General features: G+C 42.2%; 12 protein-coding genes and 1 other RNA gene. 1 reads left to right on the top strand and 12 read right to left on the bottom strand.

The genetic code is table 11. From position 1 onward, the window contains the following. Positions 1-15: 15 nt before the first annotated feature. Complete coding sequence (locus QYZ87_08540) at positions 16-1,569, top strand: ComEC/Rec2 family competence protein (GenBank protein ID MDN4754566.1); 1,554 nt, start codon at positions 16-18, stop codon at positions 1,567-1,569. Here the strand turns inward: QYZ87_08540 and QYZ87_08535 are convergent. From QYZ87_08535 to QYZ87_08480, 12 genes are all read right to left on the bottom strand, one after another. Further along, the gene (locus tag QYZ87_08535) at positions 1,566-2,987 is read right to left on the bottom strand and encodes a YihY/virulence factor BrkB family protein (GenBank protein ID MDN4754565.1); all 1,422 of its coding nucleotides are present in this window, start codon (positions 2,985-2,987) and stop codon (positions 1,566-1,568) included. The two genes, QYZ87_08540 and QYZ87_08535, sit on opposite strands and share 4 nt — an antisense overlap. A gap of 35 nt (positions 2,988-3,022) precedes the next feature. Beyond that, an RNA gene (gene rnpB, locus QYZ87_08530) (RNase P RNA component class A) lies at positions 3,023-3,392 on the bottom strand. Between the two features lie 332 nt (positions 3,393-3,724). Then, positions 3,725-4,807 (bottom strand): tyrosine-protein phosphatase, encoded by a 1,083-nt coding sequence (locus tag QYZ87_08525; protein MDN4754564.1) that lies wholly within the window; start codon positions 4,805-4,807, stop codon positions 3,725-3,727. 313 nt (positions 4,808-5,120) lie between these two features. Beyond that, complete coding sequence (locus tag QYZ87_08520; GenBank protein MDN4754563.1) at positions 5,121-6,176, bottom strand: hypothetical protein; 1,056 nt, start codon at positions 6,174-6,176, stop codon at positions 5,121-5,123. Between the two features lie 44 nt (positions 6,177-6,220). Next, positions 6,221-7,801: a peptide chain release factor 3 gene (locus QYZ87_08515; protein ID MDN4754562.1), complete on the bottom strand. Its 1,581-nt coding sequence runs from the start codon at positions 7,799-7,801 to the stop codon at positions 6,221-6,223. Then, positions 7,791-8,717, bottom strand: coding sequence for a dTDP-4-dehydrorhamnose reductase (rfbD, locus tag QYZ87_08510; GenBank protein ID MDN4754561.1), 927 nt, complete (start codon positions 8,715-8,717; stop codon positions 7,791-7,793). Before rfbD ends, QYZ87_08515 begins: the two co-directional genes overlap by 11 nt. Then, positions 8,704-9,276 (bottom strand): DUF4924 family protein, encoded by a 573-nt coding sequence (locus QYZ87_08505; GenBank protein MDN4754560.1) that lies wholly within the window; start codon positions 9,274-9,276, stop codon positions 8,704-8,706. Before QYZ87_08505 ends, rfbD begins: the two co-directional genes overlap by 14 nt. Before the next feature lie 9 nt (positions 9,277-9,285). Next, entirely contained in the window at positions 9,286-11,727 is a 2,442-nt protein-coding gene (locus QYZ87_08500; protein MDN4754559.1) for a Smr/MutS family protein, read from the bottom strand. Continuing rightward, a complete protein-coding gene (gene rseP / locus QYZ87_08495) occupies positions 11,727-13,043 on the bottom strand; it encodes an RIP metalloprotease RseP (GenBank protein ID MDN4754558.1) in 1,317 nt (438 codons plus the stop codon). The genes QYZ87_08500 and rseP overlap by 1 nt, the downstream gene beginning before the upstream one ends. A gap of 29 nt (positions 13,044-13,072) precedes the next feature. Beyond that, positions 13,073-14,227 carry a 1-deoxy-D-xylulose-5-phosphate reductoisomerase gene (locus QYZ87_08490; GenBank protein ID MDN4754557.1) on the bottom strand — a complete coding sequence of 385 codons (1,155 nt, stop codon included), beginning with the start codon at positions 14,225-14,227 and terminating at the stop codon, positions 13,073-13,075. Positions 14,228-14,258: 31 nt separating this feature from the next. Beyond that, positions 14,259-14,936, bottom strand: coding sequence for a YggS family pyridoxal phosphate-dependent enzyme (locus QYZ87_08485; protein ID MDN4754556.1), 678 nt, complete (start codon positions 14,934-14,936; stop codon positions 14,259-14,261). Position 14,937: 1 nt separating this feature from the next. Beyond that, positions 14,938-15,375, bottom strand: coding sequence for a DUF4494 domain-containing protein (locus QYZ87_08480; protein ID MDN4754555.1), 438 nt, complete (start codon positions 15,373-15,375; stop codon positions 14,938-14,940). Positions 15,376-15,377 lie beyond the last annotated feature (2 nt).

Below are 15,377 nucleotides of genomic sequence, written 5' to 3'. Positions count from 1 at the left end.
GCGTCCCTTGCTATTATGGTAAAGACTATTGAGTTTTTGCCAAAAGTCCGATATATAGATCGCCCCGCCTTCAGGCTATTAGTAAGCTGTGTTGGTGGGGTGATTCTTTTTGCCACAAGGAAGGTGGTCTGGGGGTCTATCGTCCTTGGTGTGTTTTTCATAGGATTATTGATAGCAGCCGCTATTTTGAAAAGAAATATGAGCACCCAAGTGAGGCTGCTGAATATTTCATTCATGATACTTCTGGCAGTGATCTTTGCTTGGTACTCGGAACTCAAAACGGCCCCCTCTCGTTCTTTGACCGAGGGTCATACGCTTTATGATACAAGTGTTGAGAGCATCCAACCCATCGCCAGCAGCCTAGAGAGCGAATATCAATTTGCCGCTAAAGTGGAAAATAATGGGTACTGGTACAAGGTGCGACTTAAAGTACCGAGAGAGGAGATGCTTCCTGAAGATTGTCACTTTGGTGCCACACTTAGAGGGACGCTTGACCTTGCTGGACTTACCAGTATTAGGAATGAGAACTATCGTCATTATTTGCTCAGCGAGGGATTCGAAGCCATCGGAAATATTCAAGAGATCACTTCAATTGAGAGTTCAAGCCACCCGTCACTGAAGAGCAAGATGTCTTCAATAAGATATAGGCTGATCCAAAATCTAGAGAATGTGGCTTCCGAAAATAACATCCTGAACCTTGAAGAACGTGGACTGATATATGCCCTTACGCTTGGGGACCGAAGCCATTTGCCTAAAAAGGTCAAGGAGTCCTTTAGCTCCTCAGGAGTGGCTCATATACTAGCCGTCAGTGGCTACCATCTGGGAGTCATATTTATGCTACTATCTCTCATACTAGGGCGTGTCCTCTCTCATTATAGTCAAAGGAAGATAAGATACGTATTATTAATCATCGGGCTTTTGCTATACACCTTTATCAGTGGAGCTTCTACAGCTACCATGAGGGCACTAGTAATGAGCGTCATCGCTATCTCTGCTAAACTCCTGGATAGGGAAAGTGATCCCATTCAGCTCTTATCCCTGACACTTCTATTCTTCTTTATTAGCAATCCCTACTCCTACCTAAGCATAGGGCTGTCATTAAGTATTGGTGCCGTTTGGGGTATTTACCTCTTCCTTCCTATATTCCAAGAGTATCTAAAAACCAAAATTAAGGGTCTTCAATATCTCACTAATATCATATTAGTAAGTATTTCAGCACAGCTTGGAATTTTTCCACTACTATTATTCTATTTTGAAAAGACCACCCTCAGTTTCATCTGGAGCAATATCCCGTTAGTGATATTGAGCAGCATTCTCATTCCGCTGGCATTAGTAGTACTCCTAATACTCCCGCTTACTGGAACTCTCCCCGACTTTATATTTGAGATATTGCATTTCCTTACAGCTGGGATGATTAAGACGACAGAGTTTTTTGCCTCTATTTCTTCTGAAGGATTAGAGAGTAATATAGATATCCCTATCTTGATACTCTACTACATCTTCTTAATATTACTATATCCCCTACTCCACCGTAGAGCAAATCAGCATCATATTAATAGGCTTGGCTAGAGATCAACGACTGGAATCTCAAGCTCTTCGTGTGGAAAATGTCGAGAAAGTCGGATCAACTCCCACTCGTGGGCGTACTCATCGTAGAGATCAACCCTAAAGTTTTCACTCCCAAGACGATCTAAAGCCGTCAACACACGCTTAACAGTAATGGCAGTTATCTCTGTCGCTGGTAAGTACATAACATTCTCTGAGTGCTTAACCGACTCCACTTCCGTAATCACATTACAAAGCGTAAGCTTGTAGAGTGTCTCACGGACAATGACTATAGGTAATCCACATTCATCTGCTAGCTGCTCCGCATAACATGGTGCGCTTTGATGTCTAAAGGCTTTGCAAATCTTCTTCGTTAGGAGAATGGCAACAAAATCTCTGAAACGACGGCTTACATTCTCACTCTCACTCTTAAAGGCATAATTCTTGACATTCTGCATCGCAAAACTAACTTGAGAAGAAAAGAGAATAATCACCCACGAGAGCTGTACAAAAAGCATCAACAGTGGTATCGCTGCAAAACTACCATAGATGGAGTTATACTTCGCTACCCACAATACTCCCGAGATATAGATCATCTGAAAGATCTGAAAGCCGACACCACCAATGACACCAGCAATCAGAGCTGGATAAAACTTCACCTTAGTATTTGGAATGGTGATATAAGCAACTGTCAACATCGCTATAAGTACAATCACCGGCATAACCTTCAAGACGAAAGAGACGAGCGGTGTCAGACTCACATTACCTATCAACTGTATATCTGCCAAAGAACCTATGAAGATATTACTAAGAGATATAAAGATCAAAGCTAGTGGAACAATAAAGAAGGCGGCTAAATAACCAATGATTCGCTTACTAACACTTCTTCCTTCCTTAACCTGCCAAATATCATTGAAGACGCTTTCAACGGTCATCAGTGTAGAAAAGACGGTATAAATCAACACTGCCAAACCGATTCCAATCAATACGCCTCCATGAATCTGCTCCATATAGGACTCAACGAAATCAAAAATCTTAGTCAACTCCTGCTGGTGAGCTTGAAAGGTATCATAGAGAAGGCGTTGAACGGAAGCCTGCATACCAAACCCTCCGGCTACACTTAGGATAATTACCATCACGGGAACTAATGCCAAGAGCGTCGTATAGGTAAGAGCGGAGGCTTTCTGAGAAACCTTACCACTGATAAATTCATGAACTGAAATATATAAGACTCTTAAAATCCTTACGAACCAGCCTTTGACGCCCTTCATCTCGGTATCATAAAGACGCCACATATCACTAGTTACGAACTTATATGCCGCCCCTCCAAAGATGACCATTCGCTTGAAAAATGGGTTCTTCTTATTCTCAGCCCTTTTCTCACGTACTTGCTTAATTCGTTCCTTATACTCGTTCAGTTTTTGATCTGATTCTTCCTGCATTAATAATATCCTATAAAAAAAACACCACTGCAATAGAAGTTGGTAAGCAATAAGCCGGATTCTGTTCAAACGGAGCAAGCTCCGTCAGCTTGTCATTTATCTAGGATGCAAATTACTCTGCACCTCCATCGATCTACCCCTCGACATCGGACGAGCAGTCCTACATACGTCGGTATACATGATCTTTCCACCCATAATGCGTACGGCAGCAATGTATCACTACTTGCTCGGTAGGCTCTTACCCCACCTTTTCACCCTTACCAACCCGAAGGCTGGCGGTTATTTTCTGTCACGCTAATCATGCTTCACAACAGCTTCCCGTTAGGAAGTATGGTGCTCTATGTGGTCCAGACTTTCCTCTCATGATTCCATTACGAAACCACCAGCGACAAGTTCGCTTACCATTTCTTCTATTCACAGAGGTATAATGCTATTTTACGCTATATCACCGCTACAAAGTTAAAGAAAAAACCGCACTATATAGCATATCCCCTATTTATTAATATATGCAACGCATCATAAAGCATATAACAACTCTTAGGAGTCTATCTTTACAAATAAAAAACACCTCGAAAATATTCTATAGGATCTTTGAAGAAATTGCAATCCTATCTTCTAAACATTGCACAAGCTTGAACAATTTTGAAATCACTTAAAATAGAAAGATCAAAATATGCACTTTTCTCAAATGAAAATAAAGTCTTCATGAAGCAAAACACAAAAAGTGTACAATCACTTTAATATAGAAGCACTTGTCTTAGATAGGCCTGATCTTTGGCATCAAAGTGAAGGTGCTGATCGAGATAATTATTAATATTTCCATAACGGTTCTCAATCTCACTAATAATGGAATTAATCTGATTCGCTTCACAGCGGAAAAACTCAGTCAAAGCCTCTTGAATAGCAACGGGTTCTTTATGTCCCTTCGGCTCTAATATTTCGACAGGTAATAACTGATTACTAAGAACGTATTCATTAATAATGTCCGCACGACAAACACCCATGATATGCTGCACGAGCATGATGATGAAGGCCACCCTATCCTTACCTAAGTCATCTGAAAGTAAGACAGGGTAATTATTAGGATCAATCAGGGAATGAAGAATCATGCTGATTTGGTGTGGGTTTTCAAATGCAATGCTATTAAAAATATCTTTTTTGAAGTAAGTAATACTATTCTTAGAAAGTTTACCTGAATAGATATCATCTAATGTTTGCTGAAAATCTATTTCGACATCTGGAGCAATATACCAGGAGTTCAATGTAGATATACCAAGGCTGGGGATAGGATCATTCGGAGAGAGACGAGATGGAGATAATATATAATGACTCTGAATACCTAATGAAGCTATGGTATAACGATCCATATCCTTAATCCTGTGCAGATCACCTGAGCGATAAAGTCGTCCCCATCGCATCTGTTCACCGCCACCTGTCATGTAACCTCCAACATCTCTTAGATTGACTATCCCTTGAGTCGGAATAATACGAGACGAAGCCACACGACTCTCTAAATTATTAAAGACAAGTAAGAAGTAGGTCTGAGAAAAGCCCTGATCGGAACTATCATAAATCGTTGTTTCCTTACTGATATCCTCAACAATAAATGGCTCTTGAGGATATAAGACAGCGTCTTTTGAAGCGTATATCGCCACTTCCCCTACCATACCAGGACGGACATCCCATTGGATCAGATACTCTCCACTACTTTTATGCTCTGACTTAGCATCGATATAATATGCCTGTTTGGCACAGGACCCCATCATAACAATGGCAAGCACTAGCAAAAGCCTAGAAGCAAGGTATGTCTTTCTAATCAACAACTTATAAGTATAATATATAATCCATTAATCTCCTAGAGGGAAAAACTCGCTCTTATGAAGCAACACAAATATAAGGAAAGGATAGCTAGCAAGCACACTCTTGATGGTTAACGTGTCTAAAATATTAGACACAGATATTCTTTTATTATAATTTATCAACCACTATACTAAAAATACCATCTTAAAAGAAGATTGCTACCCTCTCAATGTCATTTTCAAAAGTGTAGATGTAAACTCAAATACTTTCTATCGAAAATTAATCAGCGTTATCAATAATAAGATTTGTCCTCTTATACAATTTCTGAAGACACTACTTTCGATTACGAGGGGAGGACCACAACTCTATAATTTGGAGCACATGCATAGGTATAAAACAAATCATCGTCATCTCACAGAGGTCCACTAAATGTTGCTGAAAGTGCAGCGGCTCAATCCAGACATACAAGGAGATACCATAACTCACGACGGAAGCTATCATCATACAGCTGAAAAGTAACCACCCAGGATATAACTTACTATAGAGTGCCCACAATAGGATACCACTGAGCGGAAGCACTATGGTAAATGGACTATTCAAACCACTCATCAGGCCTATAAAGGTCAGTACGCTACCCACAAAAAGCGGTGCCATACGAGATGGCTGACGACTCCTCCCTATCCTGAGTGTTGGCAACAACAAGAGATGAAATAAATTAACCAGAATGAGCCAAATCCATCTTTCGTGAAGGGTCGTGAGGTGTCTGAGCAGTCCAATAGCAGAATAATCACTCATCACACCATCAGCCAACGGAGTCATTTTTGCTCGAAAGCTCATATACCATGCTCCCATACTACGGAGATATAGCATCGGGTCATACACGAATAATGGGGCAAGCAAACCAATAACACCTCCTACAATAGCACCCATACCGAATGCTCGCCTCTTCTTAGTAAAAAATATCAGAAAGAGGGATAAAAGAGGGTGAAGTCCTAAAAGGGTACCTATTGCGGCAAGGACACCTGATACTTTTGGTTGTTTCTCCAGTAATGCGAGACACAAAAGATAGTGTGGTAAGACCCATATCAATCGCAAGCTATAAATAGCATCGAAGATAAAAATGGGTAATACCATTGCTATATACCATCGTTTCTCCTTAGGGAGACGCCAGACAAAGTAAGCAAACGCAAACGCTCCTATGATTAATAAAAAGATCAGAGGTAGTGTCCACTTGGTTGACAAAAATAGGCTTACTCCTTTATCCAACACTCCTGCTAAAGGTCCTAACCCATGCCACTCATAATAGTCGTATGGCTCTATTGGTGCTAACATATTGGCACTAATAATGATTTCATCCCAATGCATCAAGCCTACTTCCTCTGAATCCAAAGGATCTTAGTGGCTCTATGAAGAGAATATAATCATCTAGATAATTAAAACTCTGACTTGAAATGAAATGATATATCTGGGAACTCCTGACGAGCCATATTAAGCAGATAACCACTATCAGCCATATAGACATCCCTCCCATGAATATCCACAGCCATATACTGAGCCTTACGACGCTTAAAGTCCTCAAGCACCTCTGGTTTATCGCACTCTATCCAACACGCTTTGTAGAGGCTGATAGGCTCCCATCTACACTTTGCTTGGTACTCATGAAGAAGACGATACTCTATGACTTCAAACTGAAGTTGCCCTACTGTCCCAACTATCTTGCGGCCATTAAATGTACTGGTGAAGAGCTGTGCCACACCTTCATCCATCAATTGGCCAATACCCTTCTGTAGTTGTTTAGTTCGCTGTGGGTCAGCATTCTCAATGTACTTGAACATCTCTGGAGAGAAGCTAGGCAATCCCTTAAAGTTAAGTTGCTCTCCAGAAGTTAAAGTATCACCAATCTTAAAGTTCCCTGTATCAGGCAAACCGACAATATCTCCAGCAAAGGCCTCGTCAACAACCTCCTTCTTCTGTGCCATGAATGCAGTGGGACTACTAAATCTCATCTGTTTGCCATGACGGACATGGAGGTAGTTATTATTACGTTCAAACTTACCAGAACATATTTTGACAAAAGCTATACTGCTTCGGTGGTTTGGGTCCATATTAGCATGAATCTTAAAGACAAAGCCAGTAAATGGTTCCTCATAAGGATCCACCGTTCTCTCGATAGCGACTGTAGGAAGGGGTGATGGAGCCACCTTGACAAACGTATCTAATAATTCTTTGACCCCAAAGTTATTTAATGCAGATCCAAAAAAGACTGGTGCTAAATCAGCTGCTAGATATCGCTCTACATCTAGTTCGGGATATACGCCCTCTATAAGATCTAGATCCTCCTTAAGCTTCTCAGCTTGTTCCTCCGACATATGATTAAGTAGATCTGGAGAATCAAGGGCGACAGCTACTCGGTCTGAGACATAACTTTTGTTCTGAGCATTGAATAGCTCTAAGCTATGATCATATATATTATAAACACCTCTAAAACGATCCCCCGAATCAATTGGCCATGTAAGAGGAGTTGTTGAAATCTGTAACTCAGACTCTACCTCATCGAGAAGATCAAAGGGGTCTTGTGCATCTCTATCCATTTTATTAACAAAGACAATCACAGGTGTCTTACGCATACGGCAGACCTCCATCAATCTCTTAGTCTGAAGCTCTACCCCTCTAGCACCGTCTATAACGATGATGACAGAATCTACAGCTGTAAGTGTCCTATATGTATCCTCTGCAAAATCCTGGTGACCTGGGGTATCTAGAATGTTAATCTTATAACCCTCGTATTCAAAACCCATAACAGAGGTGGCGACAGAGATACCTCTCTGCTTCTCAATCTCCATCCAGTCAGAGGTAGCACTTTTGCGAATCTTATTACTCTTGACAGCACCAGCCACATGGATAGCACCACCAAAGAGTAGCAACTTCTCTGTCAGGGTAGTTTTACCAGCGTCAGGGTGTGCAATCACTGCAAACGTACGACGTCTAGATATTTCCTTATCGTTATACTTCATCTTTATGCTCTTTCTTATCTAATATATATACTGCCTTGAGCCCTTCTTGCCATGGACGAACAAGGTCGGGATCAAATTGCTCTAGTTTATTACACTCTAATGTGGAATTTTTAGGCCTGAGGGCTGCTCTCGGAGGTAGCTCTGCACTGGTAATAGGCGTGATCGGGGTCCGACGTGCTATGGGGTCTAGTGATAGAATAGCTTTAGCGAATTCGTATCGGCTAACACTCCCTTTATCTGCACAATGATAGATACCACTAGGCAAACCAAAGCCATTAATATCCCCATAAATAATTGAGACTATAGTCCTTGCCAATGAGAGGGTACTAGTAGGTGAACCTATCTCATCATCTACTACTCTGAGTGGGTCGCCACTCATCCCCTTGTCTAATATACTTTTATAAAAGCTTTTCCCCCAAGCTCTTGGCCCATACAGCCATGATGTCCTAAGGATATGGAGATGGAGTGGATCCTGCGAAAGCAATAGCTCTTCGCCCTTACTTTTACTAGCACCATAGGCATTCAGAGGTGCATGATGATTAGTCTCAATGTATGGAGCCATTTCTCGGGCATTGCCTCCAAATACATAATCGGTACTAATGTGAATGAGGTGACAGCGGCTCTCCATACAATAATCCAGAAGGATCTTTGGTAGAAAAGCATTAATAGCGAAGCACTCATTTATATGGTCCTCAGCTCCATCCACATTAGTGTACGCAGCTGCATTAACAATATAATCTGGCTTCTCACGTCTCAAAAACTGACTTACGGCTGAAAAATCAGATAACTCCAAGTCCTTTCGAGTTATCGGAATCCACACGAAGTCATAGAGTGACGGATTAGGATACAGCTTTTGAAGTGCCGTACCCAGCTGTCCTCCAGCACCTGTAAGCAATACCTTCTTAAGCTTCTTCATCCTCCTTCTGAACCGTATCCAATGTCAGTGTTCCCTCCTCTACGGATCTAAATCGATCCGCAAGCATAGCAAGGAAGGTACTAAACTGCTGAATAGATGCCGTCGTCTCTTCGCTCACCTCTTCACCTCTTGCCTTAAGAGTAAGAAAACCATAAATCCCAACAAAGCAGGTCTCTATAATACCCATCTTTCGTCCCCCACTAAGGTCTCTTAATTGAATAATACTGGGTAGTGTCTGAAAATAGACAGACGAGTAAAGGGTTTGTGATGGTTCTTTTAATAAATTATCCGAAAGCTCCTCAAGATCCTGCATCAGTTCGTCTAGCTTCTTCATGTGTCCAGACTCGCGTACGCCATCTTCCTCCATAGTATTGGCAAGCATGACATACCATACAAAGACACGTTCCATCATCTCTGGCTCTAGTCTATATCCACTATCGACGTACTGCTTAATCTTTATTTCATCGAACTCCAATGCTCGGATAATATCTTCTATCTGCCACATATAGAGGATGTACTCTGCGATGTTCTCCTCTCTTTTTTGTTTTGCTACAATCATATCTACAATCTACTTATCTGATAATTCTACTACAGTAATCCCAGCCCCACCGAGATCCACTAATTCATCATGAAAGCTATGGACCTGAGGTGTAACGGATAAAAGCTGACAAATAGCCTCCTTAAGTGCACCTGTACCCGTCCCGTGTAGGATTCGGACAGGACTATATCCAAAGTGTGCAGCATCATCTATAAAGTGGACCACCTCATCCAAGGCCTCATTGACTCGCTTACCTCTAAGATCTATTTGCGGCTTGAAGTTCAATCGGCGTTCACTAGACTGCTGCTGAATGACTCTGGGCTGAAGCTTGACAGGACTACGCTGTTCTTTATTAGTAGGCTGCAATTTATTGAGAGCAACCGTCATCGTCAGCAGTCCTAGCTGTACTCGTGCTTTCTTACCGTCAATCTCCATAATCTCCCCTACCTCATTACTTCCCTCTAAGGTTACTTTGCTCCCTACTTCCAATTTCCCCTTGGGCTTTGGACGATCTGACTTAGCCTGTTTCTTGACCTGTATTTTCTCTAAATGTTCGCGTTTCTGCTCAAGCTTCCTACGAGCTTGCTTGGTCTCCTCCTTATCGGCATTGGCCTGCTTAATCTCACGGATAGTTCGCTCTACAGTAACGTTCGCATTAGTGACTATCTCCAGAGCTTCACGTTCTGCCTTATCCAGGATGCCTTTTCTCCTCTCGGCAAGAGCTTCTAGTCGCTCATCTAGCTTAGCCTGCTTCTCTTCCATCGCTTTCTCTTGACGACGGATACGCTCACGCTTTCGTTTCCAATATGCTTTATCCCGAATTATATCTTGCAGGTACTTATCTTGCTGCATGTATTCAGACCCTACCAATGCTTCGGCATAATCTAAAATCTCAATTGGCAAACCAATCTTACGAGCGATCTCAATCGCAAAAGAGCTACCAGGCTGACCCATATAGAGTTCATATAGCGGCTCAATCCTCCCACGATCAAATAGCATGGCTCCATTTATCACCCCCTCGTGCTTCTCCGTATAATCTTTAATATTACCATAGTGAGTAGTGATAAAGCCATACGCTCCTCTCTGTCTAAATTGCTCTAAGAGACCCTCCGCTATAGCTCCACCAATAGCAGGCTCTGTACCAGAACCGAATTCATCAATAAGAATCAAACTCTCATCAGTCGCTTCGTTCATCATCACCTTCATACTTTGCAAGTGACTTGAGTAGGTACTGAGATCATTTTCAAGTGACTGAGAGTCTCCTATATCTAAGAAAATCTTATCAAACAGCATGCACTTACTATGCTCCATCATAGGCACCGCCATGCCACACTGTAACATATATTGAAGAAGGCCAACCGTTTTCAGAGCCACTGACTTACCACCAGCATTTGGCCCTGATATGACGATAATACGTGACTCTGGAGAAAGCTTAACTGTAAGAGGCACTAACTGTCGTCCCTGATCCTGAAGGTGTCGCTCTAGGATTGGATGTCTTGCCACCTGCCAATCCATCTCTCGATGTTCTGAAAGAGGTGGAACGATAGCGGTCATTTGCTTTGCCATTCTAGACTTAGCCCACACAAAATCAAAAACACCTATGATGTTACAATTGGTCTGAATTGCTTTGATATTCCCCCTAACATAGTTGGTAAATTCTTTAAGCAGACGGATGATCTCACGATTCTCCTCATTCTGCTTCTCCCGAATACGATTATTCATCGCCACCAATTGCTCTGGCTCGATATAGAGTGTACGTCCAGTAGCACTCTCTTCATGAACGATCCCCCCTATCTCACGTTTGGCAGAGGGTATGATGGGTAGTAGCAGACGACCATCACGCATCGCGGGTGCTGCATCCTTCTCCACCCAGCCTGCAGCCTGTGCTTGTTTAAGGATACTCTGCATCGTATTCCCAAGAGAGCCAGTTAGGGAGCGGATCTCCTGACGGATTTCTCTTAATAGTCGAGAGGCGGTATCCTTGATCTGCCCTTCGTCATCTAAAAGGTTATTTAACTGTCTTCGAACTTCGGGAAGATCGTCTAATCTCTCGACCAAAAGTTTCAGTTCAGGATAATCATTTCCATCATCTTCATCGTCATCATCGCGTCCAAACATCTGCACTGTAGCGACAACACTTCGCAACAATTGCTGAAGTGAAGTTAGAGACTCCAAGGGCAAGTAACTCCCTTCGGGACGAATGGATAATAATGATGCTCTGATTTCTGAGAAAAAGAAACTCGGGATCTCAACTCCTGTATCAGAAAGACGAAGCATCTCATCAAGCTGCTTAAGCGATCGATGCAACTCCAATGAATCAGGCATATAGCTCATTCGCTCAGCAAGATAACGTCCTACCTCATTCTGACAGGACTTGATAAGAGCTGATCGAATTACCCCGAAATTCAACTTCTCTTCGAAGTTTTTTGGATAAATCATTGCTGGATTATGATGTCGCTGACGCTCCTGCATTACATGAAGAACCTAAATATATCGTTAATATTAGCGTACAATACTAGGAAAATCAAGAACAGCATACCAATAAGTTGGAAGCGTGTCTGCCACTTCAGAGATGGGGCCTTTCCCACAATGACCTCATAAATGATAAACATGATATGTCCACCATCAAGTCCCGGAATAGGTAGAATATTCATAACCGCCAAAATAACAGAAAGGAAAGCGGTCATATTCCAAAACCTATTCCAATCAAATCGTGCAGAGAAAAGACTACCCATAGTACCTAATCCACCAAGGCTTGAAGCTCCCTCTGGGGTAGCGACATACTTTAGCTGATCCGTGTAACTTGCGATTTGCTTGGCTGCTTCATGCACTCCAGCTGGAATTGACTCTAAGGCTCCATATTTAGTATGCTCCTGTTCAAAAACCTTCACTGGAGGAGTAAAACCAATGCCGAGCCCGGTCTCCTTATCTGGCATAGTTCGTAATTCATAATAAGCCTCACCTCTCTTGACCTTCAGGGTGATACTATCTCCCTTGAGCTCCTGTATAGCTGGCAAGATTTTAGACAGCTTATTCATAGGCTTTGCATTAACAGCGACAAGGGTATCACCCACCTTTAGTCCATCTCTCAAGGCAGCACTATTAGGGGCTACAGAGTCAATCCTCGCTGGTAGATCCAGCATAAAGAAAGCTTCTTGGCTAGCAATAACGGCTCGCATGAAATCCGCTGGTATCACGATATCAACCGGCTGATTATCTCTCAGAACAGTAAGGTTATCACCATTTGCAATTTCTTGTATGAGAAATCCCTCAAAGTACTTAATCTCCTTACCATCTATAGCTATGGGTAGGTCGCCATCCTTAAGGCCCATATCGTGACCGACAGATGAATAGGTTAGATTATCACCTACATTCTCGATAGGCAACTGATTCGTTCCCCAAGCGTAAGCCATCCCTCCATATATCAAGATGGCCAAAATAACATTGAAAAGAACACCGCCCAGCATCACTAATAGTCGCTGCCAAGTAGGATGAGCACGAAACTCCCAGGGCTTTGGCTCACTCTCCAACCCCTCAAGTGCTAGCGACTCATCTACCATGCCATCTATCTGACAATAGCCTCCAAGCGGCAACCACCCTATTCCATACTCAGTCTCACTGTTTTTTGGTTTGTATCGCAATAGAGCCCCTTTTATATCAAAAAAGAGATAAAACTTATTGACTCTAATCTTGAAAAGCTTTGCAAAAAGGAAGTGCCCAAGCTCATGGATAAAGACTAATAGTGCTAACGAAAGGATTAATTGGATTATTTTAATCAGTATGCCCATCTATATATATTGTAAATAATTATTCAATATCACTTGTGCCATGCTTGTGCTATTTGCCTAGCATGATCATTATAACCAATCAGTTGCTCCAACGAATTAACATTTCGGATATCTGACTTATCCATAGTGTACTCGATTACTTTTGGAATATCAGTAAAACTAATTTGCCCAGCTAAAAATCGTTGGACCGCTACTTCATTAGCAGCGTTCATCACACATGGACCTGTTCCTCCAATTTCTAAGGCATCATAAGCCAGTCGGAGACATGGGAAATCATCTATCCTAGCTGGCTCAAAAGTTAGCTGGCTCATCTCTGATAGTGATGGTAGAGGTGTATTACCCGATAACCGCTTTGGATAAAGCAATGCATATGCGATAGGCAACCGCATATCTGGAGATGATAACTGAGCTTTTATAGCCCCATCTTTGTACCCTACCATAGAGTGTATTATACTTTGGCGATGAACCAATATCTCTATATTCTTAGGGTCAATATTAAATAGGTGGTGGGCTTCTATCATCTCAAGTCCCTTATTCATAAGAGTGGCAGAGTCGATAGTGACCTTAGGACCCATAGTCCAGTTGGGATGCTTTAGAGCTTGCTCTGGAGTTACGTGCTCCAACTCTTCTCTAGGAACATCTAAGAATGGACCCCCAGACGCAGTCAAATAAATCTTTTCGACAGCACTTAACTGCTCTCCCACTAAACATTGAAAAATTGCAGAGTGCTCACTATCTACTGGTAAGAGGATGGACTTATGCTTATGGCACAGAGCCTTTATCATATCACCAGCTACTACCAGCGTCTCCTTATTAGCCAAAGCTATAATCTTTCCACTCTCAATAGCCTTAATAGTAGGTGCCAATCCAGAAAAGCCCACCATCGCAGTCAAGACTATATCTGATTGATATGATCCTGCCACATCACAAATAGCCTCTGGTCCAGAGTGAACCTCTATTTGATGCTCTTTGAGGGCTTTTTTGAGCATCTTCTCATGCTTAGGGTTACCAGTTACTACAACCTTCGGCTTAAACTGAAGTGCCTGCTCTATTAGCTTCTCGACACTATTATTACACACCAGAGCATGTACTCCTAATTCTTCAGGATGACATGCTATGACCTGCAACGCCTGAGTACCAATAGACCCAGTCGATCCCAATATCGTTACAAATTTCTTACTCATCTTTTCGATATATTCCGTAAGTTGTGGTCATTTATTGTCGTCTATTTGGTTGACCAAAGATAGCCGTACCCAGACGTACATATGTAGTGCCATAAGAGAGGGCGATCTGGTAATCCTGACTCATCCCCATAGACAACTCTTTGAAGCTCTCCTGTCCAGAAAAAGGGCCCTCTTTTAACTCCTTAAATATCTCTTGCATACGTGCAAATTCACCCTCAACAATTGATTGATCATTTGTCAAGGACCCCATCCCCATGATCCCTACAACCTCCACGTGCTGAAGTGACTTAAGCGTATCGCCATCTAAGAGTGCCTGAAGTTCTTCACGAGAAAAACCGTGCTTGGTCTCTTCTCCACTAATATGTAGCTGCAGCAAGGCTCTTACCTTTTCTCTGCCTCGTCTAGCACACTGCTTCTCAATCTCATTAAGGAGCTTTTCAGAATCCACACTATGGATTGTATGGACATAAGGAATGATGTACTTTACCTTATTTCGTTGGAGCGTACCGATGAGATGCCATTCAATATCATCTGGTAGTTGGGGTTGCTTCTCCTCCATTTCTTGCACACGGTTCTCTCCGAATATGCGCTGACCAGCATCATACGCCTCCATCACCTCCTCCACTGTATGGTACTTTGATACCGCTATTAATTGAACATCTTTTGGTAGCTCTTCTCTAAGTTGCTCCAGATTTTCCTTAATACTCATATCACCCTTCCTTAACTTCTATTTCGTACGGGAAAACATCCATATAAGTTGTCTCTACAATACTTGCGATCTCATAATCAGACATCGTGTCTGCCATTCCTTTCTTTATGCCCTCAAGAGCCTCCTCAATATCATCGGCCTGTACTAACATCTGGACATACTTCTTCTTCTCCACACCTGCCTTTTCATCAAGTGAGATAAAGCCAACTTTTGATTTATAGAAGCGCTGGCTCTTATGATCTAAGAAAATCTCATACATCCGAACCTTCTTGACACTATCCATGATGAAGGCACCACGGCTACTCATCAGCTCGACCATTCTGGCCTCTGCATCTGTGAACGTCTCAGCATCCACTAAGTACGACTCACTGACTTTGCGCATCTTACCAGACTGATTTACTTCTTTTTCGTATGTTATTTTACAATCAAACCAACTCATAT

It is taken from the genome of Porphyromonadaceae bacterium W3.11 (genome assembly GCA_030434245.1).
Lineage (GTDB): Bacteria > Bacteroidota > Bacteroidia > Bacteroidales > Porphyromonadaceae > Porphyromonas_A.
The sequence above is the reverse complement of the archived record's forward strand: the minus strand, read 5'-3'. Positions and strand labels throughout refer to the sequence as shown.

Bases quoted from the DNA above. Each gene is read 5' to 3' on its own strand.
- QYZ87_08540 (MDN4754566.1), top strand. From the start codon at position 16: ATGGTAAAGACTATTGAGTTTTTGCCAAAAGTCCGATATATAGATCGC.
- QYZ87_08535 (MDN4754565.1), bottom strand. From the start codon at position 2,987: ATGCAGGAAGAATCAGATCAAAAACTGAACGAGTATAAGGAACGAATT.
- QYZ87_08515 (MDN4754562.1), bottom strand. From the start codon at position 7,801: ATGAAGTATAACGATAAGGAAATATCTAGACGTCGTACGTTTGCAGTG.
- rfbD (MDN4754561.1), bottom strand. From the start codon at position 8,717: ATGAAGAAGCTTAAGAAGGTATTGCTTACAGGTGCTGGAGGACAGCTG.
- QYZ87_08505 (MDN4754560.1), bottom strand. From the start codon at position 9,276: ATGATTGTAGCAAAACAAAAAAGAGAGGAGAACATCGCAGAGTACATC.
- QYZ87_08500 (MDN4754559.1), bottom strand. From the start codon at position 11,727: ATGCAGGAGCGTCAGCGACATCATAATCCAGCAATGATTTATCCAAAA.
- rseP (MDN4754558.1), bottom strand. From the start codon at position 13,043: ATGGGCATACTGATTAAAATAATCCAATTAATCCTTTCGTTAGCACTA.
- QYZ87_08490 (MDN4754557.1), bottom strand. From the start codon at position 14,227: ATGAGTAAGAAATTTGTAACGATATTGGGATCGACTGGGTCTATTGGT.
- QYZ87_08485 (MDN4754556.1), bottom strand. From the start codon at position 14,936: ATGAGTATTAAGGAAAATCTGGAGCAACTTAGAGAAGAGCTACCAAAA.
- QYZ87_08480 (MDN4754555.1), bottom strand. From the start codon at position 15,375: ATGAGTTGGTTTGATTGTAAAATAACATACGAAAAAGAAGTAAATCAG.